This is a genomic window from Klebsiella sp. KE9456, from assembly GCF_043832615.1.
Classification (GTDB): domain Bacteria; phylum Pseudomonadota; class Gammaproteobacteria; order Enterobacterales; family Enterobacteriaceae; genus Klebsiella; species Klebsiella indica.
Window position 1 is genome coordinate 191,509 of the sequence record NZ_JBDYQK010000006.1, and the last position, 22,366, is coordinate 213,874.

The 22,366-nt window shown below is 52.8% G+C and carries 16 protein-coding genes and 1 pseudogene; 14 read left to right on the top strand and 3 right to left on the bottom strand.

Annotated features, from left to right (window positions below; translation table 11 throughout):
- The 6 genes from ABK821_RS08350 (at nucleotide 1) to ABK821_RS08375 (ending at nucleotide 7,980) form a co-directional block, all read left to right on the top strand.
- Nucleotides 1–1,140, top strand: coding sequence for a M20 aminoacylase family protein (locus tag ABK821_RS08350; protein WP_138361562.1), 1,140 nt, complete (start codon nucleotides 1–3; stop codon nucleotides 1,138–1,140).
- A gap of 112 nt (nucleotides 1,141–1,252) precedes the next feature.
- Entirely contained in the window at nucleotides 1,253–2,569 is a 1,317-nt protein-coding gene (gene gabT, locus ABK821_RS08355) for a 4-aminobutyrate--2-oxoglutarate transaminase (protein WP_138361561.1), read from the top strand.
- Between the two features lie 142 nt (nucleotides 2,570–2,711).
- Entirely contained in the window at nucleotides 2,712–3,224 is a 513-nt protein-coding gene (locus ABK821_RS08360) for an Lrp/AsnC family transcriptional regulator (RefSeq protein ID WP_138361560.1), read from the top strand.
- Between the two features lie 274 nt (nucleotides 3,225–3,498).
- The gene (locus tag ABK821_RS08365; protein ID WP_343178778.1) at nucleotides 3,499–3,945 is read left to right on the top strand and encodes a GNAT family N-acetyltransferase; all 447 of its coding nucleotides are present in this window, start codon (nucleotides 3,499–3,501) and stop codon (nucleotides 3,943–3,945) included.
- Between the two features lie 14 nt (nucleotides 3,946–3,959).
- Nucleotides 3,960–6,005, top strand: coding sequence for a hydantoinase/oxoprolinase family protein (locus ABK821_RS08370; RefSeq protein ID WP_343178777.1), 2,046 nt, complete (start codon nucleotides 3,960–3,962; stop codon nucleotides 6,003–6,005).
- A 1-nt stretch (nucleotide 6,006) separates the two neighbouring features.
- Complete coding sequence (locus ABK821_RS08375; RefSeq protein ID WP_343178776.1) at nucleotides 6,007–7,980, top strand: hydantoinase B/oxoprolinase family protein; 1,974 nt, start codon at nucleotides 6,007–6,009, stop codon at nucleotides 7,978–7,980.
- Nucleotides 7,981–8,093: 113 nt separating this feature from the next.
- On the opposite strand, the gene ABK821_RS08380 is transcribed toward ABK821_RS08375, so the two are convergent.
- Nucleotides 8,094–8,882 carry a MipA/OmpV family protein gene (locus ABK821_RS08380; protein WP_138361580.1) on the bottom strand — a complete coding sequence of 263 codons (789 nt, stop codon included), beginning with the start codon at nucleotides 8,880–8,882 and terminating at the stop codon, nucleotides 8,094–8,096.
- Between the two features lie 128 nt (nucleotides 8,883–9,010).
- Between ABK821_RS08380 and ABK821_RS08385 the strand changes: the two genes are divergently transcribed.
- From ABK821_RS08385 to ABK821_RS08400, 4 genes are all read left to right on the top strand, one after another.
- A complete protein-coding gene (locus ABK821_RS08385; RefSeq protein ID WP_138361556.1) occupies nucleotides 9,011–9,703 on the top strand; it encodes a response regulator in 693 nt (230 codons plus the stop codon).
- The gene (locus ABK821_RS08390) at nucleotides 9,700–10,881 is read left to right on the top strand and encodes a cell wall metabolism sensor histidine kinase WalK (protein WP_138361555.1); all 1,182 of its coding nucleotides are present in this window, start codon (nucleotides 9,700–9,702) and stop codon (nucleotides 10,879–10,881) included. Before ABK821_RS08385 ends, ABK821_RS08390 begins: the two co-directional genes overlap by 4 nt.
- Before the next feature lie 93 nt (nucleotides 10,882–10,974).
- A complete protein-coding gene (locus ABK821_RS08395; protein WP_343178775.1) occupies nucleotides 10,975–12,123 on the top strand; it encodes an efflux RND transporter periplasmic adaptor subunit in 1,149 nt (382 codons plus the stop codon).
- Nucleotides 12,120–15,191, top strand: coding sequence for an efflux RND transporter permease subunit (locus ABK821_RS08400; RefSeq protein ID WP_142501537.1), 3,072 nt, complete (start codon nucleotides 12,120–12,122; stop codon nucleotides 15,189–15,191). The genes ABK821_RS08395 and ABK821_RS08400 overlap by 4 nt, the downstream gene beginning before the upstream one ends.
- Nucleotides 15,192–15,291: 100 nt before the next feature.
- Here the strand turns inward: ABK821_RS08400 and ABK821_RS08405 are convergent, their stop codons facing one another.
- Both ABK821_RS08405 and ompC read right to left on the bottom strand, forming a co-directional pair.
- A complete protein-coding gene (locus tag ABK821_RS08405; RefSeq protein WP_138361552.1) occupies nucleotides 15,292–15,678 on the bottom strand; it encodes a GFA family protein in 387 nt (128 codons plus the stop codon).
- Between the two features lie 52 nt (nucleotides 15,679–15,730).
- Complete coding sequence (gene ompC, locus ABK821_RS08410; RefSeq protein WP_138361551.1) at nucleotides 15,731–16,819, bottom strand: porin OmpC; 1,089 nt, start codon at nucleotides 16,817–16,819, stop codon at nucleotides 15,731–15,733.
- A gap of 856 nt (nucleotides 16,820–17,675) precedes the next feature.
- On the opposite strand from ompC, the pseudogene ABK821_RS08415 reads away from it, so the two are divergent.
- The 4 genes and pseudogenes from ABK821_RS08415 (at nucleotide 17,676) to ABK821_RS08430 (ending at nucleotide 22,364) form a co-directional block, all read left to right on the top strand.
- Nucleotides 17,676–18,633 (top strand): annotated as a pseudogene (locus ABK821_RS08415) (DDE-type integrase/transposase/recombinase).
- A 253-nt stretch (nucleotides 18,634–18,886) separates the two neighbouring features.
- Nucleotides 18,887–19,825 carry an ornithine carbamoyltransferase gene (gene argF, locus ABK821_RS08420; protein ID WP_343178774.1) on the top strand — a complete coding sequence of 313 codons (939 nt, stop codon included), beginning with the start codon at nucleotides 18,887–18,889 and terminating at the stop codon, nucleotides 19,823–19,825.
- Between the two features lie 152 nt (nucleotides 19,826–19,977).
- Entirely contained in the window at nucleotides 19,978–21,486 is a 1,509-nt protein-coding gene (locus tag ABK821_RS08425; protein ID WP_138361550.1) for a YfcC family protein, read from the top strand.
- Nucleotides 21,487–21,509: 23 nt separating this feature from the next.
- A complete protein-coding gene (locus ABK821_RS08430) occupies nucleotides 21,510–22,364 on the top strand; it encodes a dimethylarginine dimethylaminohydrolase family protein (RefSeq protein ID WP_171034893.1) in 855 nt (284 codons plus the stop codon).
- Nucleotides 22,365–22,366: the final 2 nt, after the last annotated feature.

The following is a 22,366-nucleotide window of genomic DNA, read 5'->3' on the forward strand; positions in this document are numbered from 1 at the left end:
ATGCAACTGGAACAATTAGTCGCTCTGCGACGGGATCTGCATGCCCATCCTGAGCTGGGGTATAAGGAAACACGCACCAGCGACATCGTGGCGCGCGTGTTGGAGGAACAGGGCATTGAGGTGCACCGCGGTCTGGGAGGAACGGGGGTGGTCGGTGTACTGAAACGCGGAAGCAGCACCCGGATGATAGGGCTGCGCGCTGATATGGATGCGCTGCCAATGGCAGATAACGGTACACAGGCATGGAAAAGCACCATAAAGGGCATTTGCCACGGCTGTGGGCATGACGGGCACACGGTAATGCTGCTTGGGGCGGCGATGACGCTGGCACAGCAGGGTGATTTTGATGGCACGCTGGTGTTTATCTTTCAGCCTGCGGAAGAAGGTCTGGCGGGAGCAAAAGCGATGATCGATGACGGCCTGTTTGTTCGCTTTCCCTGTGATGCCGTTTACGCGTTGCATAACTGGCCGGATCTGCCATTGGGCGAAGTACAGACGCGCCCTGGGGCCATTATGGCAGCGGCAGATCGTTTCGATATCACTATTCGCGGCGGCGGTGGTCATGCCGCGCAGCCGCATTTGACGCGCGACACCTTACTGGCAACCAGCGAGCTGGTGGTGGCGCTCAACGCTCTGGTGGCACGAGCGCTTGATCCTTGCGAACCCGCGTTACTCAGCGTCACCCGTATGCAGGGAGGCTTCTCGCACAATATGATCCCGGCGGAAGCCAGCATTACCGGCACGGTACGCACCTTCAGCCCGGCGGCGCAGGATATTATCGAATCACGGATGCGTGAAATGGCGCAACACATCAGCGCTGCGCACGGTCTGCATGCCGAGGTCAACTACCTGCGTTATTACCCGGCGACGATCAACAGCGGCCCGGAAGCCTTGCTGGCGCTGGAGGCGTTACAACAGGCGGGGATGACAGCGAATCAGGCCGGACAACCGGCGCTGACCTCGGAAGACTTCGCCTTTATGTTACAGGCAAAACCGGGGGCGTATTTGTGGATTGGGTCGGCGCCTGGCCAGCCGCTGCACCATTCAGCGTATGACTTTAATGATGCCGTGATCCCATATGGTATCCAGGCGTTGACGGCCATCGCTCGTCATACTCTGCGTACAGAATTTCCCCGCTGAAAGACAGCCGATTTTAACAGGAAATGCTGCTGTCCCGGCAATTACGGCAGCGTGAGAAACCAACAGGTTGCGATACTTTAGTCAACCTAACGTTATGTGGATGAGGGCAAAAATGCAGAATGCCATGGTAGGACAGTACACATTTTCCGATAACAGTATGTTACTGGATGCGCGCGAGCAGCAGGTGCCTCGTGGCGTGGTCACTGCGCATCCGCTGGTGATCGAACGGGCTAAAGGCAGCGAGGTGTGGGATGTTGAGGGCAATCGCTACCTCGATTTTGTCGGCGGAATTGGTGTACTTAATGTCGGCCATAATCACCCGGCGGTGGTTAATGCCGTCACGCAGCAGCTTGGTCTGGTGTCGCATGCCTGCTTCCAGGTCGTGGCCTATCCGGGCTACATTGAACTGGCGCAGCGCCTGAATAAACTGGTGGGTAACGGCCAGCCGTTTAAGAGTGTATTTTTCACCAGCGGTGCGGAAGCGGTAGAAAATGCGGTGAAAATTGCCCGTGCGCATACCCAGCGATCCGGCATCATTGCGTTTGACGGGGCATTTCATGGCCGCACCTTACTCGGCTGCGCTCTGACCGGGATGAGCCAGCCTTATAAACAGAATTTCGGCCCCTTCCCCGGGGAAATCTATCGCCTGCCGTTTCCGAATACCTTTTATGGCATCAGCGATAATGACTGTCTGCAAGCCCTGGAACAACTGTTTGCGGTACAAATTGTGCCGGAACGCGTCGCGGCGATTATCATCGAACCGGTTCAGGGCGATGGTGGTTTCCTGCCTGCGAGCGCTGACTTTTTGCAGGCGTTGCGCCGTATCACGGAGGAACACGGGATTCTGCTGATTTGTGATGAAGTACAAACCGGGTTTGGTCGTACCGGGAAAATGTTTGGTTTCCAACATGCGGACATTACTCCGGATCTGATCACCGTGGCAAAAAGTCTCGGCGGCGGATTGCCGATTTCCGGTGTCGTGGGGAAAGCGGACATTATGGATACGCCATTACCGGGTGGGCTTGGCGGGACCTATGGCGGTAATGCGCTGGGGTGTGCGGCAGCACTGGCCGTGCTCGACCTGTTTGAAAACGAAAATCTGCTGATACGCAGTAACCAGTTAGGTGAGAAACTTAATGCCCATCTGCATCAACTGGCGGACAAGTACGCGTGTATCGGCGATGTGCGCGGCATCGGCTTTATGCAGGCGGTGGAGATCATTGATTTTGAGACCAGGCGTTCTGATGCGGCGATGACGCAGAAAATTCTCGACTGCGCCTGCCAGGAAGGGTTATTGCTGATTAAATGTGGTTTGCACCGCAGTACAATCCGCTTCCTGGCGCCGCTGATCACCACTGACGCGCAGCTGGAAGAAGCATTGCATATCTTTGATATTGCGCTGGCTCGTGCAAGCGGTCGTCTCGAATAATCACAGCTTCCTCATTGATATTGCAGCAAATTATTTTCAGGTATTCCGAAAAATGTGGCCTGCGTCAGGACTGGCGCTGTCACATTAAAGCGTGCTATACCATCGGGATAACCTGCACACCTGGTCAATAATGAGGGGGGCCATGAACGGCTTAATGAAACTAGATCGCATCGATATCAATATTCTGGTGCAACTACAAAAAGATGGCCGTATCAGCAACGTTAACCTGGCCGATGCCGTCGGACTTTCTCCCAGCCCTTGCCTGCAACGGGTAAAACGCCTGGAGCAGGCGGGTTTTATCTCCGGGTATGAAGCCCATATCAATTTGACCAAAATCACCAACTCTGTGACGGTTTTCACCGAAGTCACGCTTTCCGGCCACCGGCGAGAAGATTTTATGAAATTCGAAAACGCGATGCGCGATGTGGATGAGTTGATGGAGTGTCATTTGATTACCGGGGGCTACGACTATTTGCTGCGCTTTATTACCCGTAGCATTGAGCATTACCAGGATGTGATCGAGACGTTGCTGGATGCGCAAATCGGTATTGATAAGTATTTCAGTTATATCGTGATCAAGTCGCCGATCATGAAAAGTAGCGTGCCGTTGAGATCGCTGATCATGAAGCAGAATTCGGCTGATTTTGGCGGGTGATTCTGCGTTAATCGGGTTGCCAGCCCGGATCTCATTTCGTTCATAAAGGCAGATGGATATATTCCGGTGCGGCATTCGCGCAAAAAGAGCGAGGTCGCCGCCTTCTGCCTACGCGGATAAACCGTGCCACCCCGATCTGTCCCTCCATCTGGACAGCATAAAATTTCTCCGTCGTCCAAAATTCCCTTTATCTTCGCTGTTCAGACCGTGGATTCAACGGCGACGTTTGTGCTGAAGCCGTTACACTCATTCTATTACTTTACAAGGAGTTGCTATGACAGCCTTCACCATTCCCGACCAGCTGTGGCAGCGCAATGGCTTCATTGTCTCCACCCAACGTCAGCGCCTTGATATCGACTGGATTCATTATCAACTGGCGGAGTGTTCCTACTGGGCGAAAGGCCAGACCCGGGAAAAAACAGAACGCGCAATCGCCGGGTCACTGCCCTTTGGTCTGTACCAGCAGCAGCGGCAGATCGGTTTTGCCCGGCTGGTGACCGATTACACGCGTTTTGGCTGGTTATGTGACGTCATCATTGATGAGGACTGGCGCGGCCACGGTCTTGGTCGTTGGCTGGCGACTTGTGTGCGTGCGCATCAGGAATTACAAACGGTGCACCGCTGGATGCTTTCTACCAATGATGCCCACCAGCTGTATCAGCGACTCGGCTGGCGCGTGGTGCAGGATCCCCACAAGTTGATGGAATTTCCTTCCTCCTGACAACGGAAAAAACTATGTATCGTGTTGGCGTAGATATTGGTGGCTCTTTTACCGATTTTGCCGTCCTTGATGAGCAAACGAACCAGATCCACACTTTGAAAGTGTTATCGCGGCCGGACCAGCCAGGGCGTGAAATCCTTACCGGGTTGGCACAACTGGAGCAGCGTGCCGGCATCGCCCCACAGCAGGTCAGCTACTTCACGCATGGCACCACGGTAGGTATCAACGCCGTGATCCAGCGACGAGGTGTCAAACTGGCGCTATTTGCGACGAAAGGATTCTGCGATGTGCTGGAACTGGCGCGTCTGAAAATACCGCATATTCACGATCTGTTTTCACGCCGACCCACCCCGCTGATATCTCGTGACCGGGTTTTTGCCATCAAAGAACGGACCGATCGCCACGGCAACGTGCTGCAAGCGGTCGATCATCAGAGTGTGCTGGATGCCATTGCCGGCGCAAGAGCGGCGGGGTGTCAGGGAATTGTGGTGGCGTTGCTGCACAGCTATCGCAATCGCCACAATGAAGCCCGGGTCAAGGCGATCATTAATGCACAGGCGCCTGAGCTACTGACCTCGTGCTCGGCGGATATCTGGCCAATCATCCGCGAGTATGAACGCACTATCACCGCCACCATCAACGCCTATGTGCAGCCGATGGTTATCCATTATCTCGAATCGTTTGAACGCGCCTTAAAAACCATGGGTGTTGCGCCACCGCCGAGGATAACCAAATCCAATGGGGGAGTCATGGGGGTTGAGCAGGCGAAAAGCGAATGCGTGCAGATGGTGCTGTCGGGGACGGCATCCGGAGTGATCGGCGCCAGTTTTTTCGCCAGTACCTGCGGTTTTGACAAAATTCTCAGCCTCGATATCGGTGGCACCAGCGCCGATGTGGCGGTGATCATTGACGGTAAGGTGGCGCAGGGGAACGGTGAAATCATCGGTGATTTCCCTATCTATATTCCTTCGGTGGCGGTGACCTCCGTCGGGCAAGGCGGCGGAACGCTGGCCTGGATCGATAACCAGGGCGTATTGCAGATGGGGCCGGACAGCGCGGGGTCTTTGCCGGGACCGGTTTGCTTCCAGCGCGGCGGCACGCAGCCAACTGCCACCGATGCTTTTGCCGTCTGCGGAATGATTGGTCACGGCGATCTCGGTTACAACGCCGTGCAGGTAGACGTTGGCGCGGCTCGCGCCGCCTGGCAGCCGCTGGCGGATGCCCTCAATATCACTGTAGAAGAGACGGCGGAAACCGCCATTGAGCTGGCGATCTCCAGCATGTACGGCGATACCAACGGATTGCTGTCGCGCTTTGGTCTCGATCCGCGTGAATTCTGGTTCCTTGCATTTGGTGGCGCGGGGCCGATGATGGGGTGTTTCCTGGCGCGCGAACTGAATATGAAAGGGGTGATTGTCCCGCCGACGCCAGGCGTGCTGTCAGCACTGGGCGGATTAGTGGCGGATATCCGCAATGACTTTATCCGCACTCTCTACGGCGAACTGGATGCTAACCTGGCGGACTCGCTGGCGACCGAAGCTGAAGCCCTGAATCAGCAAGCCCGGCGCTGGCTGCATGAGCAGCACGGGGTGGAGATGCCGTTCACTTTGCACTATAGCGCGGATATGCGTTATCGCGGGCAGTCCTTTGAAATTGAGGTTGCGCTTGAAGAAGCATGGTTGACACAAGCCAACGTCAATGCCCTGCACGCCGCTTTTGATCGTCAGCATCAACAAATGTTCGGTCACAGTGACGTCAGCGCACCGGTGCAGATTATCAACCTGCGTCTGGTTATCGTCTCGCCCACACCGAAGCCCGCATTGAATCGTGTGCCCGCGGCCAGCGGACCGGTAGTGGCGGCGAAACAGACCCACGTCTGGATCGACGGTGCGCAGCATCAGGTCGATGTGGTCGCCCGCGCGACTCTTGGGGCCGGGCATCAACTGACCGGCCCGGTGATTATTGCCCAGGACGACTGCACCACCTGTGTGCCGCCGCAGATGCAGGTAAGGGTCGATGAATTTGGCAATTTACTGATTACTCCGCTGGAGGTGAGCTAAGATGGCGATTGACGGACGTAACCTGCAAATTCTCGCTAACTATTGCGCGGCTGCCGCCGATGCGATGGCGTTTACCCTGATGCGAACCGCACACTCGACGTTTGTTAAAGAAACCGAAGACTTCTCATGCCAGATTGTCAGCCCGGACGGGCTGGCCTTCGCTTCACCGCGTCGCTTTGGGGCGCCCTGGTACAGCGGTATTGATTACGGCCCGGTGCTGGCGCTGATCGACCAGTATGATGAAGGGGATATCTGTATCACCAACGACTCGTATGCCGGTAATGTGGCGACCCATACGCCTGATATTCATATCTGGAAACCGGTGTTTCATCAGGGAGAGATCGTCTGCTTCGTTGTTGGTCATATTCATAACACTGACGTTGGCGGGGCGGTACCGGCATCGCTCTCGCGTTCCCTTACCGATATCGTGCAGGAAGGCATACGCATTCCGCCGCTGAAAATTGTGCGCAATGGCGAGCTGAACGACGAAGTGGCGCGCATTATACGGCTTAACGTACGCGTTCCGGATCAGAACTGGGGCGATTTCAAAGCGCAACTGGCCTCAGTGAATGTCGGGGAACGTAAAATTCATGACATTCTTGCCCGCTTTGGCGTGGAGGATTTTCGCCAGGGGATCGACGGTATCCTTGATTATGCCGAACGTCAGGCGCGTAGCATTATTGCCACCATTCCCGACGGCGAATATTTTTATGCCGACTTTGCGGATGAAGATGGCGAAGGAGGCTTCCCCTGCCGGGTAGCCATCACGCTGCGGGTGCAGGGCGAAACGCTGGAGCTGGATTACACCGGAAGCGATCCGCAACTGGCCTCTTCGCTGAACATGCCGACAGGCGGACGTGAACGGCACCCGCTGGCGCTGGTAGGGGTCACTTATGTCCTGTCGACGTTGGATCGAAACCTGCTGCTGAATGCCGGTACGCTACGGCCTACGCGCGCTATCCTGCCTCCTGGTACGGTCATGAACTGCGAAGCGCCAGCCGCAGTAGGGATGCGTTCCCTGACCTGCGCGCTGTCGCAGATAGCCACTATCGGCGTGTTTTCGCAGGCGATACCTGAACGTCTGCCCGCGAATTCGCCAGGGGGAAACTCCATTATGAACATTCGTACCAGCGATGCGGCAAACCGCAGCGTGGTGGCGTCTCTGGGGCCAGTAGGCGGTGGTGCGGGCGGTACGCCGCGCCATGATGGCCCGGACGGTTCCGGCGGCTTATCCGCGTTCCTGAAAAACACGCCGATTGAAATCAACGAAGCCGAAGTCCCTATTCAGTTTCATCGCTATGGTCTGGTGCCTGACAGCGCCGGCGCCGGGCGCTATCGCGGCGGCCTGGCCACGGAAATGGTTTTCGAGATTTTTGCGCCGGATACGCTGGTTACCGCCCGCAACCGCAATCGCTCGGTATTTGCTTCACCGGGCGTGCTGGGGGGCGCGGCGGGGGGCTTGTCACACTTCCGTACCTGGCGTGATGGTGAGGTGATCGAACACGGTAACACCGATGTCATTCGCTGCCAGCCAGGCGATATTGTTGAGGTTCGGGGGCCTGGCGCGGGGGGATATGGCCTGCCCGTTGAGCGTAGTGATCAGGCGGTGCTGCAAGATGTGCGCTGTGGATTTGTCAGCGTTGATGCTGCCCGCACACAGTACGGTGTGGTTATCAATGGCGAGGATATCGATGATGTCGGGACAGCATGCTTACGCAAAGCGATGAGACAGCGAGCGGACAGTCACTTTGACTTTGGCGTGGCGCGAACGGCATTTGAAGCGGTATGGACCCCGGAACGCTACCAATTGCTGACACGATTTCTGGCTGAGGCACCCACAGGATGGCGTCATTTTCTTAAACATCAGGTGTTTAAAGCTGTGGCGGCGGAAGTAAACCAAAATCAGGTGCCCGGCGAGCAAATGTCGAGAATCTTCGCCGCGTTACGCCAACGCTATCCGGCAATGAGATCGTAACTCATTATTTTGCGAAAGGAAAATGCGGCGCAGATCAGGTATCCGGGCTGCGCCGGGGGGAAATCAGCATATTTGCGGCGTGGAAGAGGCCAGCCGCTGACTAACAAACGGGATCAAAAAGTATAGAGCACGCCGAGGGTCGCTGACGTGTTGTTACGACGAAACACAATCGGGCTGTTTTCTGCATGTTTATCCAGCCAGACATAATCAGCGCTGACCAGGGCGCTCCAGTGAGGAGTGAACTGGTGGTTCCAGGTCAGACTGGTGTCTGTCCCGTAAAACCCTCCGGCGGCATGATATTGCGCATAGCCTGTGCCGCGACTTTGCCGGGCGCTGACGCCGTAGAAGGTGTTCATATAGCGATTGTCGCCAAACAGCGCCGCAGCGCTCAGGGCGACAGTATCGGTATCACTCTGTAGGGGAATCAGCGTGGCGGAAGCCTGATAGTTCACGCCCTGACTGTCGCTCAGGGGGAGCGTCGCTTTGCCTTCCACCGTCAACCAGGGGGCGATCGTCCAGCCCAGAGCGAAGGCGGTATTGATCGTCGCTTTTATGTTTCCCATGCCTTTAAGTTTGTTGCTCCCGTCGCGCCAGTCCGAATTCCGATCCGCACGCCCAAGGCTATAACCCAGCGTATGTTCCAGGTAAAAGCCATTTTCACTCTGCAGGTCGTAACCCAGCCCCTTTTGGCTATCGACAAAAAATGCGCCGTCACGCCCCTGGATCAGAGGAACCACCTGCCAGTGGCGCTGATCGGAACCGCTATAACGGGGCAGGCTTTGTCCGGCCAGCCCCAGTGAAAAAGTGGGCTGCGCGGGATCGCTCTCATCAGCCTGGACGACAGTGGCTGTGCCGGTCAGGGTAAAACACACCATGTACAACACTATTTTTCTGGTTATCATCATCATTCCTCCACACCTGAATCGTTAACGGACCGTGAGCCGCGGTGGCCGTAAATGCCAGGTGAGTATAGAGAGGCAGTGTCAGTAAACTGTCAGGGCTTTATGAAGAAACGGTCAGGGTGCCAGCAATGTCAGGAAAACGAATACTGATTATTGAAGATGATGCGGATGCGGCGGATGTACTCGACGCCTATCTGCGACGTGAAAACTATGAAGTGTGGGTGGCGGGCGACGGTCCTTCAGGCCTGGAAATGAGCCAGCGACTCACTCCGGATCTTATTCTTCTTGACGTCATGCTGCCGGGGATGAATGGCACCGAAGTTCTGGCAGCCATACGGCGCAAAGGCAATATCCCCGTTATTATGGTGACAGCGATGGGAGATGCGCCGGATAAAATCGGCGCCCTGCGCTACGGCGCCGATGATTATGTGGTCAAACCCTATAACCCGGGCGAAGTCGTGGCAAGGGTGCAGGCGGTGCTGAGAAGGGCGACCCAGGAGCCTGAGGTTCGTGCTTTACGCTGGCAGGGCCTGGAGGTCAACACGGCGATGATGACGGCGATGATCCGTTCAGCAGACGGAGAAGGGCAGGCGCTGGAACTCACCCCGACAGAGTTCAGCCTGCTTTCGACGCTGATGGCGGCGCCAGTGCGCCCATTTTCACGTCAGGAGCTACTGGAGCGCTGCCTGCCCGAAAGCGATGCGCTGGAAAGAGCGGTCGACACTCACGTCTATAACCTGCGTAAAAAACTGGAAACGGCCGGTATTCATCATGTGCTGGTGAACGTCCGGGGCGTAGGCTACCGGTTCCGTCAGCCATGAAGACATTACAGCAGCAGACCCTGTGGCGCTGGATTTGCGTGCGAATTCTGGCGCTGGCTGTCGGTTCCGTGGTGGTGATTGCGCTGTGCATGTGGCTGCGTTTCGCCGTGGAGAGCCTGTGGATACAGCACCATATGCCACCGGCCTTGCGCGCCGAGTTTGCGCTGTTACGCCTGCATCCGGAAACCAATCCGGCCCGCTTTCATGAAATTGTCGATGCGTGGTGGGGGATCAGTTATTCCGATCCCTCAATCGCTTCCGCGGACTGGCTGACGGTGGGCATCCTGGTGGTGGTCATCATTCCTTTCATTGTGGTGCTGGGGCTGCGCGCCGCCAGGCCGCTGTCCGTCCAGTTCAGCCACCTGGCTACGGCTGCCGGGTCGGTCTCCAAAGGCGATTTTACCGCCCGGGCGGCGCCGGTGGATAACACGCCGCTGGAAATGGCGCGGTTTACCCAGGATTTCAATGCCATGATGATGCAACTGGCCCGCTACGAGCGGGAACTGCGGGCTTCCCACGTGGCGATGGCCCACGAGCTTCGCTCGCCGTTGACGGCGGCCATCGGTCGTCTGCAGGGGATGATGGACGGTGTGTTCCTTCCGGAACCGAAGCAACTGGCGATGGTGATGAAGCAACTGCAGCTCCTTCGCCAGTTAACGGATGAACTGCACTTGTTGTCGCTGGCCGACGCCGGTCAACTTAGCCTGCATAAATCGGTAACCGACCTTACCGCGCTGCTGCGTGAACGGGCTATCTGGCTGAGTCCACAGGCGCAGAGCGTGGGTATGGTTATCACCGTTGCCTCGCAGGCTCCGTGCCTGTGCGAGGTTGATCCGGTTCGGCTGGGACAGGTGGTCACGATTGTGATGGAAAACGCCCTGCGCTATGCGGCAGAGGGGGGCGTGCTGACGGCCGTGGCCCGCAAGACGTCGGCAGGATGCGAGATGATTTTCCGTGACCACGGGCCGGGCGTACCGGCAGAGTTTCTGCCGGCGATGTTTGAGCGCTTCACCCGGGGAGAGTCTTCGCGGGCGCGGCACTCTGGCGGCAGCGGCCTGGGGTTGTCCATAGCCAGAGGGATCTGCGCGGCACACGGCGGCGGTATTCAAGCCAGACAGGGAGAAAGCGGCGGGCTGGTTATTATTATTACGCTGCCCGGTGGAAAGGCGCGGGAATAAACCTGGCGTCCTGACAGTTTCCTGACAGAATGCAGGGATCAATCCTGACACTGTTTCGGTTTAATGACCGTGACTTTGTTAAGGAGCGCCGTCATGACGAAAAATTTTCCCGGTCTGTCCGACTGCCTGCGACAGATATTTCGCCTCCTCTCTACACCGCACCTTCCGGCATCGCTCTGTTACGGTATGTTGGCGCTGCCGGTTATCCTGGTTTTAACCGCCTGCGGCGATAAGCCACAAAAGACGCCACCTGCGCCGCGGCCGGTCAGAACTATTCTGGCGCCGCCACCCTCACGGAGCAGCATTTTCACTCAGACCGGTGAAATCCGTCCGCACGATGAGGTAACGCTCGGGTTTCGCCTTGACGGACGTTTGCTGACGCGCCCGGTTGATGTGGGTGACCCGGTGACGGCTGGCGAGACGCTCGGCACGCTGGAGAGTGGCACTTTTCAGAATCAGCTCGACAGCGCTCGCGCCGATCTGGACAGCACCCGGGCCGCAGAGCGCCTGGCTGCGCTTAATCTACGGCGAATGAGTGCGCTGATGCCTTCCGGGGCCATTGCCCGCGTGCAGCTGGATTCGGCCCGCTCGGACTGGCAGACGGCAGTCTCACGGCGTCAGAGCGCCGAAGCCGCATTGAATACGGCCAGGGAAAATCTGAACTGGACGCATCTGATTGCGCCGTCAGCCGGCATCGTGACCGGGGTGAGCGCGGAACCGGGACAGGTGGTCAGCGCCGGGCAGACGGTAGTGACGCTGGCGGCCAGCAACGGACGAGATGCCATTATAGACGTGGCGGATCCGCAGGTGTTTTCCCACAATAGCGGTACATTCAGCGTAGCGTTAATCGCCGATCCGGCGATCCGCGCCAGCGGCCGCCTCCGCGATATCAGCCCGCAGGCGGATCCGCAGACGCGGACGTGGCGCGTTCGCATCACCCTTGATAATCCTCCTCCGGCGATGGCGCTGGGCGCCAGCGTCAACGTCGAATTACCCGGCAGCGGACCGGCCATGATGTTGCTTCCGGCCTCGGCCCTGACCAGGGAGAATGGCAAGCCCGCGGTGTTCGTGGTCGACAGGACCAGTCAGCAATTGCAGCTGCGACCGGTGACGCTCGGCGGCTATACCGCAACCGGCATTCTGGTGACGTCAGGTGTCCATCCGGGAGAGGCGGTGGTCACGGCTGGCGTCAGCAAACTTCGTCAGGGTGAAAAAGTGATCTTCGGGGAGGGGCGTGAATGAGCCAGGGATCCCTGAAGCACGCCTTCAATCTGTCGGCCTGGGCGCTGAACCATCAGCAGCTTATGACTTTCTTTATGCTGCTGGTGATGGCCACCGGCATCATGAGTTATGAACAATTACCGCGTAATGAAGACCCGGCCTTTACCATTAAAACCGCGGTGGTATCGGCGCAATGGCCCGGCGCTAACATCCAGGATACGGTTAATCTGGTAACCGATACGCTGGAGAAAAAACTGCAGGAAATCCCCTATCTGGATTATGTGGAGAGTGACACGCACGCCGGTCAGTCGGTAATTTTTGTCAATCTGCGTGACGATACCCCGCCCGGTCAGGTGGCCGGGATCTGGTATCAGGTGCGTAAAAAAATGCAGGATATTGCATCCTCGCTGCCCTCTGGCGTGCAGGGGCCTGCCGTGAATGATGAATTTGATGATACCTACGGTACCATTTACGGTTTCACCGCTGAGGGGTTTACTTCCCGTGAACTGCGCGACCATGTGGAGGATATCCGCCGTAGCCTGATGTCGTTGCCGGATATCGGCAAAATCACGCTTATCGGTGTGCAGGAAGAGCAGATGGTCATTGCCTTTTCTCCGCGCAAACTTGCCGGTATGGGACTTGATCTTCAGCAGGTCAGTGACGCGCTGAAGGAACAAAACGATGTTGTGCCGTCGGGTATTCTGCGTACCGACAGAGAGAATGTGGCTCTGCGGGTCAGCGGCGCGCTGACTTCGGAGGAGAGCCTGCGCGCGGTGACGCTGCATATCAATGGGCGCTATATTCCGCTAACCGACATTGCCACTATCCGGCGCGAACCGGCGGAGCCGCCGACGCCGCTCTTCCGGGTAAACGGCGAGCCAGCTATCGGGCTGGCGATCTCCATGGCCGCGACCGGTAATATGACCGACTTTGGCCGCGCCCTCAATGAGCGTATGGGCGCGATCGGCCAGCAGTTGCCGCACGGTATTGAGATGGTGAAAGTGGCGGACCAGTCCGCCGTGGTCGCGCAGGCGGTCAGCGGATTCGTCAGGGTGCTGATTGAGGCGATCATTATTGTGCTGGCCGTGTCGTTTGTCTCACTGGGTATGCGGGCGGGTCTGGTGGTGGCCGCCGCCATACCACTGGTGCTGGCCATGACCTTTACCTGCATGATGTTCGCGGGTATTGGCCTGCAGCGTATTTCACTGGGGGCACTGATTATCGCGCTGGGATTACTGGTCGATGATGCGATGATTACCGTGGAAACGATGGTTTCTCGCCTGGAAGCCGGAGACTCCCGGTGGAAGGCGGCGACGTACGCTTTTGAAACCACCGCTTTTCCGATGCTCACCGGCACGCTGGTGATGATCGCCGGATTTATTCCGGTCGGCTTTGCGGCTTCGAGCGCCGGTGAATACTGTTTTACCCTCTTCGCGGTGATGCTGATCGCACTGCTCTGTTCATGGGGAGTCGCCATCCTGTTCTCCCCGCTGACCGGGGTCTGGATCTTGCCGGAAAAACTGAACAACCGCCATGTAAACGGCAGCCCGGGCAGGCTGCGGCGCGGATATCATCGCCTGCTGCTTGCCGTGCTGCGTCACCGACTATTGACGCTCGGAACGGCGATTGGCCTGCTGGCGCTGTCCGCCTATGGCACCACTTTTATGCAGGGGGAATTCTTCCCCACGTCTGACAGGCCGGAACTGCTGGTCAGCCTGACATTGCCGGCAAACGCTTCGCAAACGGAAACCGGGCGACAGACCGCACGTCTGGAACAGGCATTAATCCATAACCCGAATGTGGACCATTTTTCCAGCTACATCGGCTCCGGAGCAATACGTTTCTATCTGCCGATGGATGTTCTGCTGGATAATGAAAATACGGCCCAACTGGTGGTGGTGGCGAAAAATCTCCGGGCCCGCGATCGTCTCCGTAAGCAGCTCGAAGATCTGCTGGCCCGGCAGTTTAGCGACATCACTAGCCGCGTTTCGCCGCTGGAACTGGGCCCGCCGGTTGGCTGGCCGGTGAAATACCGCATCACCGGACCGGATTACGGGCGCGTTCAGGCGATAGCCCATTCCCTGGCATCGGCCCTGGGCGACAGTCCGCTCACGCGCGAGGTAAACCTCACGGCGGGTGAGCCGGAGCGGGTTATCACCCTCAAGGTTAACCAGACGGCTGCCCGGGCAGCCGGTGTTTCGTCGCAGAGTATTTCGCAGATGCTCAATACTGTCTGGTCGGGCACCACCGTAACCACGGTACGTGACCGTAACCGTCTGATCGATGTCGTGCTGCGAGGGAATAACAAGGCGCGTCAGGATATCTCGACGCTGTCAGATATGTTGCTGACCAATGACCGGGGAGAGAAAATTCCGCTCAGCCAGGTGGCGACGCTGGTATGGGGAGTGGATGACCCGGTTATCTGGCGGCGTCAACGGCTGCCCTATATTACCGTGCAGACCGATCTGGCGCCGGGGATGCGGGCGGAGTCGGTGTCACAACAGCTGAAGCCGGTCGTCGACCGGATACGCGCCTCGCTGCCGCCAGGTTATCAGATAGAGGAGGGGGGTACGGTCGCGGAATCAAATAAAGGCAACAATTCGGTGTACGCCGTGCTGCCGGTGACGCTGCTTGTCATGCTGGTATTGTTGATGATACAGCTGCAGCGTTTCTCACGCATGCTGCTGGCCCTGCTGATGGCACCCTTTGGGCTCATCGGCATTGTGCTGGCGATGCTGCCGACCGGTACGCCGATGGGATTTGTGGCATTACTGGGTATTATTGCGCTGGCAGGCATAATCATTCGTAACGCAGTCATTCTGATCAGCGAAGTGGACAGCAATATTCTCAAAGGTATGGACTACGAGGCGGCGATTATCGTTGCGGCAGAACACCGGGCCAGGCCAATCTTGCTCACGGCCTGTGCCGCGATACTGGGTATGATCCCGATTTCAACGGAAGTTTTCTGGGGGCCGATGGCGTATGCCATTATCGGCGGGTTGCTGGTGGCGACGCTGGTCACGCTGACGGTTCTGCCTGCGGCGATGAGCCTGGTGATGCAGCCGATGAGCGGAACCCGCAAGGGATGAGTCCGTTGGCCGAATCACGCGGCGACCCGTCAGGGCAAGGCTTATGGATGAGCCTGGTAACAAAGTCCGCGCAGATACAACTTGAAGTATGACGGGGATATCACAAAAATCTGCCATACAAACGGAAGAATGTTGGTCTTAAATGATGCTGCAGCTCATCGATCAACATCATGCGGCATTTTTGTTCGGCGGTGAAATCCAGAACAGAGACAGGAATTAAAAAATCAGCTTCGTTATTCCCTTGAATGAATAGTAATCCGCCACATTCGGCGCAGAAAAATCTATATCCATGAGACGCTGTGTAAAATGATTTCAGACTTTCCGTACCGGGATACACATCAGGGCGTTTTTTTGCCTTAACAAACATAAATACCCCGCCGGTATGTTTCTGGCACTCATGGCAGTAGCAGGAGTATATGTTCAGATAACCGAGTTTGATTGAGATATGAACGCTCCCGCAAAAACATTCTCCTCTGTAATTTTCCATTATGCCTCCAAAATTGCCAGTTCACGGGAACTGGCAATCCGATTAGCTTAGTTTAAAACAGATATGTTAAGCCTACGCCAACAATATTATCGGTGCTGATGTTGGCTGTTCTGGTGAAGTTGTTATCGTCAAGCAGGTTGATTTTATAATCAACATATGCCGACATATTTTTGTTGAAGTAATAATAGGTGCCAACATCCACATATTCAACTAAGTCCTGGTCGCCATAACTCCTGAAATCTTTGCCTTTAGATTTCAAATACGCAATTGACGGACGGAGGCCAAAATCGAACTGATATTGTGCGACGACTTCATAGTTTTGTGTCTTCTCAGCAATATAATCATCACCAAAACTGGTCATGTTCCTGGTTTCAGCATAGGTGGCAGCCAGGTAAATATTATTAGCATCATATTTCAAACCGACGTTCCACAACTCCGCTTTATCCCCGGAAGCGTATAAGGCGGACGTTTTCCCTTTTTCGACCTGTTCATTACTTCTGTCTGAAGCGGTATAAGATGCACCGGCACTAATCCCGGCATACTCATACGAAGCAGAAATACCAAAACCATCGCCATGTTGTTTCTGGACAGAACGATCGCTGTCGTCCGCTTTGCCCTGATATTGTAAAGCGAAGTTAAGCCCATCCACCAGGCCAAAAAAGTCCCTGTTTCGATAGGTGGCAACCCCGGTAGCACGGCCAGTCATAAAGACGTCTGTCTGCGTCGAGGTATCAGCGCCGAACTCCGGCAGCATATCCGTCCAGCTGCTAATATCATACGCGACACCATAATTACGACCATAGTCCACAGAACCAAACTCAGAGAAATTCAACCCGGCAAAAGCCATACGGGTTTTATCCCCGCCGGTTGCCCCGGTCCCTTCATCATTGTTACCCTGGAACTGGTATTCCCATTGGGCATACCCGGTCATGAGATCGTTGATCTGGGTTTCACCTTTAATGCCGATACGAACATAGGTCTGATCACCATCCTGGTTTTTATCATCCGAGAAATAGTGCTGCGCTTTTACCTTTCCGTAAAAGTCCAGTTTATTTCCGTTTTGGTTATATACTTCAGCAGAGACGGCGGAACCAGACATAATAAGCCCAGTAATAACTACGGCTATTTTTTTAATATCCATTGTTTGTACCTTTTATTGATTTAGATAACCACTACTTTCTGCTTATGGATTCACGGCATGCTTACAGAATCCTGTGTGTCAAGATATTGCAATTGTGACAATTATTTTTACCAGAAAAAGTCGTTCATCAATTTGTCAATTTATCAATCATCTGGACAATATACGATAAAAAAAGCCCGGCAGTGGCTACCGGGCAAACAAGGAATGCTTGCATAATATTAGGGTTATATGTACTGCAAAAAAAACATAGCAACTTTCTGGGTTTATTTTTATCAAAAAAAGCAATTTCGCGGAGGGAGAGGGCAAAATGATCATTCTGGTCGTTGGTGTTCACCGGTCACGTTTCTGATGTCTGAAGCGAAAGCTCATGCGGTAATGGTCAATACTGCTCGTATCTCAATTAGCAGAGTATTTGATTAATTGGCATAAAATACATCAACTTTCCGCTGGCGGAATTTTTCTTATTCATTTTCTGGAGGGGAAAGCAACGGGGCCTATTGCGTGGTATCGACATCCGTATCATTTCTTCGCCTCAGACGGAAAGGTGATACAAAGTCATATTTCAGGGAAGAGTGATTAATGTGACCCAAATCACTTTTTCTTCTTCGGCATCAAAATTTGTATTGCACTATTGGTTAATGATGATGACCAGTCGATACTGGCGTTATAGGGGTGCGAGGCGAAATGATAATACGGTTCGTGTTTCGGTAAATTCTTATTCGTATTGCGATCTTTCTATGCGTTCCCTCACTTTCTTGTCATGTCGATAAGGATAACCAGCTTTGGTCATCCCTCCAGAAAACCCAATGCAGGTATAAGTAGAATTCTCTCCTAACCTGAATACAGGGGAATTTCGATGAAGCGTTCACGCTTCACTGACAGTCAGAGCATTACTGTCCTTAAACAGACTGAAGCTGGAATAGATGTTCCGGAGATGTGCCATCAACATGGTATAAGTAGCGCCTATTTTGCAAATAGCGATCAGTCAGGAAGCGGATGCACAGCATACGATAGTGTACCGGGGAGCCGTATCAGTTTGGGCAGTCAGATTTTTATCGTCAGCGACCGGTATAGATGTTTACTGAGCCAGGAAAATTAGCTGATTGCTAACTGGCTGATACGCGTCACAGACAGTCATCGTAACTGGGGCTTGGTCAGTGTTATCTGTATCTCGTAATGTGAAAGGCTTTATCTGGAACTATAAAAGAATTTACCATATTTACAGCAAACTATCGCTGAATATGCAGATAAAACTCCAAAAACGGCTGAAATATGAAAAGCCTGAACCAACGGAGTGTCCTTGATGGTAGTAACAAGAGCTGGTCAATGGACTTTATGCACCACCAGTTATCAGATGGCCACTCAGTTCGGCTGCTGAGTATTATAGACGATTTCAATCGGGAAGCACTGGCAACAGATGTTGATTTTCTCTTTCATTCAGCCGGATAGCCAGAATTATGATGCAACTGATTGAATAAAAAATAAAACTTACATCAATTCGTTGCGACAACGGATCGGAATACTCAGATAACACACTGATAATGTGGACTGAACGACAAAATGTTATCCTCAATTTTATTCAGTTTATTCAGTCGGGAAAGCCATAGTAAAATGCTTATATTGAACGCTATAACCGCACAGCCTGTTATAACTGGTTGAGGCGCCATCTGTTTTATTCACTGAATAAGCTACAGGAATGCGATACTCAGTGAAAATGGCTCCCTAATCATGAATGGCAGAATATGGATCTGAATAAATTCAGACCGATACAGTATATTCTGGGTTTATATTATTTTACTTATTTTTCCATGTGAAAATGGAGATCTACTCGTTGATAATCTGAATTTACTGGAAACCTAATAATCTATTATAAATTATATCCAGGCTGAAGGGTATAATATTACCGTGATACGTCTGGTTGATAAATTGTATATAAGTCTGATTTATCTCCGCCAAAAACGTACTTATTGCCAATTGCTAATCCAGCTGGGGATCACCTATGGTAGCCCTGAAGGCGCTTATACGGTAATGCAATAACCCAAAACTGACATATAGGCAGGATAGATGATGAGAAATAAATTAAGAGGTAAAGATTATTTGGCATTTAAGGATATGCAGCGTGAGGAAATTGAATTTGTAGTAGATCTGTCGCTTGAGTTTAAGCGCAAATGGGTAGCTCGTGAGCCGCATGAGTATCTAAAAGGGCAGGTGTGGGCTGCATTATTTGAGAAGAACTCAACGCGAACGCGGAATGCCTTTCAGCGGGCGGCAGCAGACTTGGGAATAACGGCAGTTTATTTACGTCCAGATGAACTTCAAAGCGGACGTGGTGAACCGCTGAAAGATACAGCACGCATGTTTGACCGTTACTATGATGGCTTGTTCATTCGTACTTTCGGTCATGAAATTGTAGAACAATATGCTCAATGGATGGATACCCCTGTTATCAATGGCCTGACAACGATGGCCCATCCGACACAGGGTATTGCCGATCTGATGACGATTAAAGAGAAAAAGCGCGATTACCCTGGATTGAAACTTTGTTATGCCGGTAATCTCTATAACGTTTGTTACACTACGATGATAGCCTGTGCCACGCTGGGAATTGACATGTCTATCGCCTGTCCGGCGAGTTTACACCCAGACGCAAATATCCTCGAAGAGACCCGCAGACGTGCAGCGGTAAGCGGGGCCAATATTGTCTTTACAGATGATTTTGACGCTGCGTTGAAGGATGCAGATATTGTCTACGGCATGTCACATTACAGTATGGGACAAGCACCTGATGAGATTGAAGCGTTGAAGAAAGCATTCCAGCCGTATCAGGTCACCATGGAGGCGATGAGAAAAGCAAAATCGGATGCTATTTTTATGCACTGCCTGCCGGCATATCGAGGTATCGATGTTACCGACGAAGTTATGGAGTGCGAACAATCCGTCGTGTGGGATCAGGGTGAGAATCGTATGCATTCCATCAAAGGTATCCTCGCAGCTGTTGCGTTGTAGTTACACGATTATTGTTCGGGAATTTTCTTCGCAATCTGAATGATTTTCCGTGTATGACTTTTTTATAAATAATGTTCACGGTAACCTTACAGCCAGCGATTATTCATGCTATGAAAGCAAAATTGCTGGCTATAATAATAAGGAATCATTGTATGTCTGCAATAGATGAAACCGAAAAAAAATTAAAATCGCCCAATGCTTATGTCATCATTTTCTTTATTATTGCTATTGTTGCCATATTAACCTGGTTTATCCCAGGCGGAAAATATCAGTTAGATGAGGCTGGTCGTGCAATATCCGGAACTTATACACAATCGGTCGCAAATCCTCAGGGGTTATGGAATATTTTTATGGCACCGATTATTGGTATGATCGGCAACCAATCAGTGACAGGTGCTATAGCTATTTCATTAAATATCATGCTGTTCGGCAGTTTTCTTGAAATGATGGATGAATCAGGGGCAATAAAAATAGCCCTTAAACGAATCGCAATTAAGAACCAGCAGAATTACCACGTTTTGATTTCACTACTCGTGCTGGTAATGGGGATCTTTGGTACCGTTCAGGGGGCGTATGAAGAAGGTTTTGTATACTTAATGATGTTCCTTCCCATTGTGCTGGCTTTAGGATTGGATACGATGGTTGCTGTAATGATTGTTGTCCTGGGAACCCAGGCTGGCTGTCTGGCATCGATTGTCAATCCATTTGCTGTGGGAATTGCTTCCAGTATCGCTGGAATTAGTCCAGGTAATGGCATTATCATGCGAATGTTAATGTTTATTGTTTTTATTGGCGTGGTTTCTATATATATTTGCCGCTATGCGGACAAGGTCAAAAAGGAGCCGCATAAATCTCCACAGCATTTTCGTCGGGAACAGGATCTGAAAGAGTTTCCTTTGGCAGAGAATACTGAGACATCTTTGACGAATGCACAAAAAAAAGTTCTGACAATCTTTTGCGCGACCTTCAGTATTATGATTGTTTCTTTGATTCCATGGTCCTCTTTAAACCCGAACTGGACGTTTTTTGAAACCTTTACCGCGTGGTTAGTGAATATTCCCTGGTTGGGAACTCTTCTTGGCAAAGATATGGTGCCTCTTGGTCAATGGTTTTTTAATGAAATTAATGCGATGTTAATCATATCTACGATTATCTCCGGGTATATAATGAGGATGAATATCGATAAGATTATTGATGTGATCATTAAAGGTGCAGCGACTCTGGTATCCACGGCCTTTATCGTACCTCTGGCGCGGGGTATTCAGGTTATTATGAATGATGGATCTATTACACCGACGATTTTGCACTTTGGTGAAGTTACGCTCAGTAGCCTGCACCCAATTGTCTTTGTTGTGGTATGTCTGCTTTTTTACCTGGTCATCGCTTCATTCATTCCTAGCTCCACGGGATTAGCCGCTGCTACGATGCCAATTATGGTGCCTCTGGCCGTATTTGCAGGCGTGAAAGAAGAAATTATGGTTGATATTTATCTTATCGCTCTCGGATTAGTGAAAATGATTATGCCAACGTCGATTGTGGTGATGACCTGCACTCAGGCTGCACATATTGGCTACGGACAATGGGTAAAAAGCAACTGGAAATTTATGATATTGTTGCTCATGATTTCCTGTACATTTTTGATTGGTGGAGTTTCATTCTGATTATTTAAAAAGGAGTTAATATTATGTCTCAGGTATTTGTATCTAATGCAACTGATACATTAAAAAAAGTGCTAGTGTGTTCCCCTCAATATTATGTATTTAATGCGATCAATGAAATTACCAAGACCTGGATGGAAAAAGGGGAAACGGAGCAAAACGATCTGATGGTCCGGGAGTGGCGAGAACTGGTTAGCGCCTATAGAGACAATGGTGTTGAAGTGGTGGAAATGACCCCCGACAAAAGCATGGAAGTGCAAACCTTTGCCCGTGATTTTGGCGCTTGCGTCAAAGAAGGCGCGATTATTGGTCGTTTTCGTCACCCAGCCCGTCAGCCGGAAACTGTTGTGTATGAAGCCAAATTAAAAGAGCAGGGCGTTCCGGTCATTGCGCGTTGCAATGCCGGTTGTTTTGAAGGCGGTGATTTCTGGATGATTGACGAGCACACATTAGCGTTTGGTCTGGTGGATCGTACTGATGAAGCAGGCGTCGCTAATTTACGCGAGCAACTCGAAAAGTTTGGTTATACGGTCGTTGGTGTACCTTGCCCGCCTGCTAACCTGCATCTGGACATGGTATTTAATATCGTTGCTGAAAAAGTGTGTCTGGCTGCGGTGCATGAACTTCCCTATAACTTCTTGCAAATGTTAAGGCGCCGTAATTTCACGGTGATTCCGGTAGAGAGCGAACAGGTTTTCAGGCACGGTTGTAACGTTCAGGCATTGGGACAGGGAAAAGTAATGGCAATTAGAAATAACGTCACTGTTAACTCCAGAATGAAGGCGTTGGGGATTGATGTGATTGAAGTTGACCTCTGCCAGATTCTGAAGGCAGGTGGCGGGCCGCATTGCATGACTTTTCCGGTAATAAGAGAGGCCTAAGC

Bases quoted from the DNA above. Each gene is read 5' to 3' on its own strand.
- ABK821_RS08350 (WP_138361562.1), top strand. From the start codon at position 1: ATGCAACTGGAACAATTAGTCGCTCTGCGACGGGATCTGCATGCCCAT.
- gabT (WP_138361561.1), top strand. From the start codon at position 1,253: ATGCAGAATGCCATGGTAGGACAGTACACATTTTCCGATAACAGTATG.
- ABK821_RS08360 (WP_138361560.1), top strand. From the start codon at position 2,712: ATGAACGGCTTAATGAAACTAGATCGCATCGATATCAATATTCTGGTG.
- ABK821_RS08365 (WP_343178778.1), top strand. From the start codon at position 3,499: ATGACAGCCTTCACCATTCCCGACCAGCTGTGGCAGCGCAATGGCTTC.
- ABK821_RS08370 (WP_343178777.1), top strand. From the start codon at position 3,960: ATGTATCGTGTTGGCGTAGATATTGGTGGCTCTTTTACCGATTTTGCC.
- ABK821_RS08375 (WP_343178776.1), top strand. From the start codon at position 6,007: ATGGCGATTGACGGACGTAACCTGCAAATTCTCGCTAACTATTGCGCG.
- ABK821_RS08380 (WP_138361580.1), bottom strand. From the start codon at position 8,882: ATGATAACCAGAAAAATAGTGTTGTACATGGTGTGTTTTACCCTGACC.
- ABK821_RS08385 (WP_138361556.1), top strand. From the start codon at position 9,011: ATGTCAGGAAAACGAATACTGATTATTGAAGATGATGCGGATGCGGCG.
- ABK821_RS08390 (WP_138361555.1), top strand. From the start codon at position 9,700: ATGAAGACATTACAGCAGCAGACCCTGTGGCGCTGGATTTGCGTGCGA.
- ABK821_RS08395 (WP_343178775.1), top strand. From the start codon at position 10,975: ATGACGAAAAATTTTCCCGGTCTGTCCGACTGCCTGCGACAGATATTT.
- ABK821_RS08400 (WP_142501537.1), top strand. From the start codon at position 12,120: ATGAGCCAGGGATCCCTGAAGCACGCCTTCAATCTGTCGGCCTGGGCG.
- ABK821_RS08405 (WP_138361552.1), bottom strand. From the start codon at position 15,678: ATGGAAAATTACAGAGGAGAATGTTTTTGCGGGAGCGTTCATATCTCA.
- ompC (WP_138361551.1), bottom strand. From the start codon at position 16,819: ATGGATATTAAAAAAATAGCCGTAGTTATTACTGGGCTTATTATGTCT.
- argF (WP_343178774.1), top strand. From the start codon at position 18,887: ATGAGAAATAAATTAAGAGGTAAAGATTATTTGGCATTTAAGGATATG.
- ABK821_RS08425 (WP_138361550.1), top strand. From the start codon at position 19,978: ATGTCTGCAATAGATGAAACCGAAAAAAAATTAAAATCGCCCAATGCT.
- ABK821_RS08430 (WP_171034893.1), top strand. From the start codon at position 21,510: ATGTCTCAGGTATTTGTATCTAATGCAACTGATACATTAAAAAAAGTG.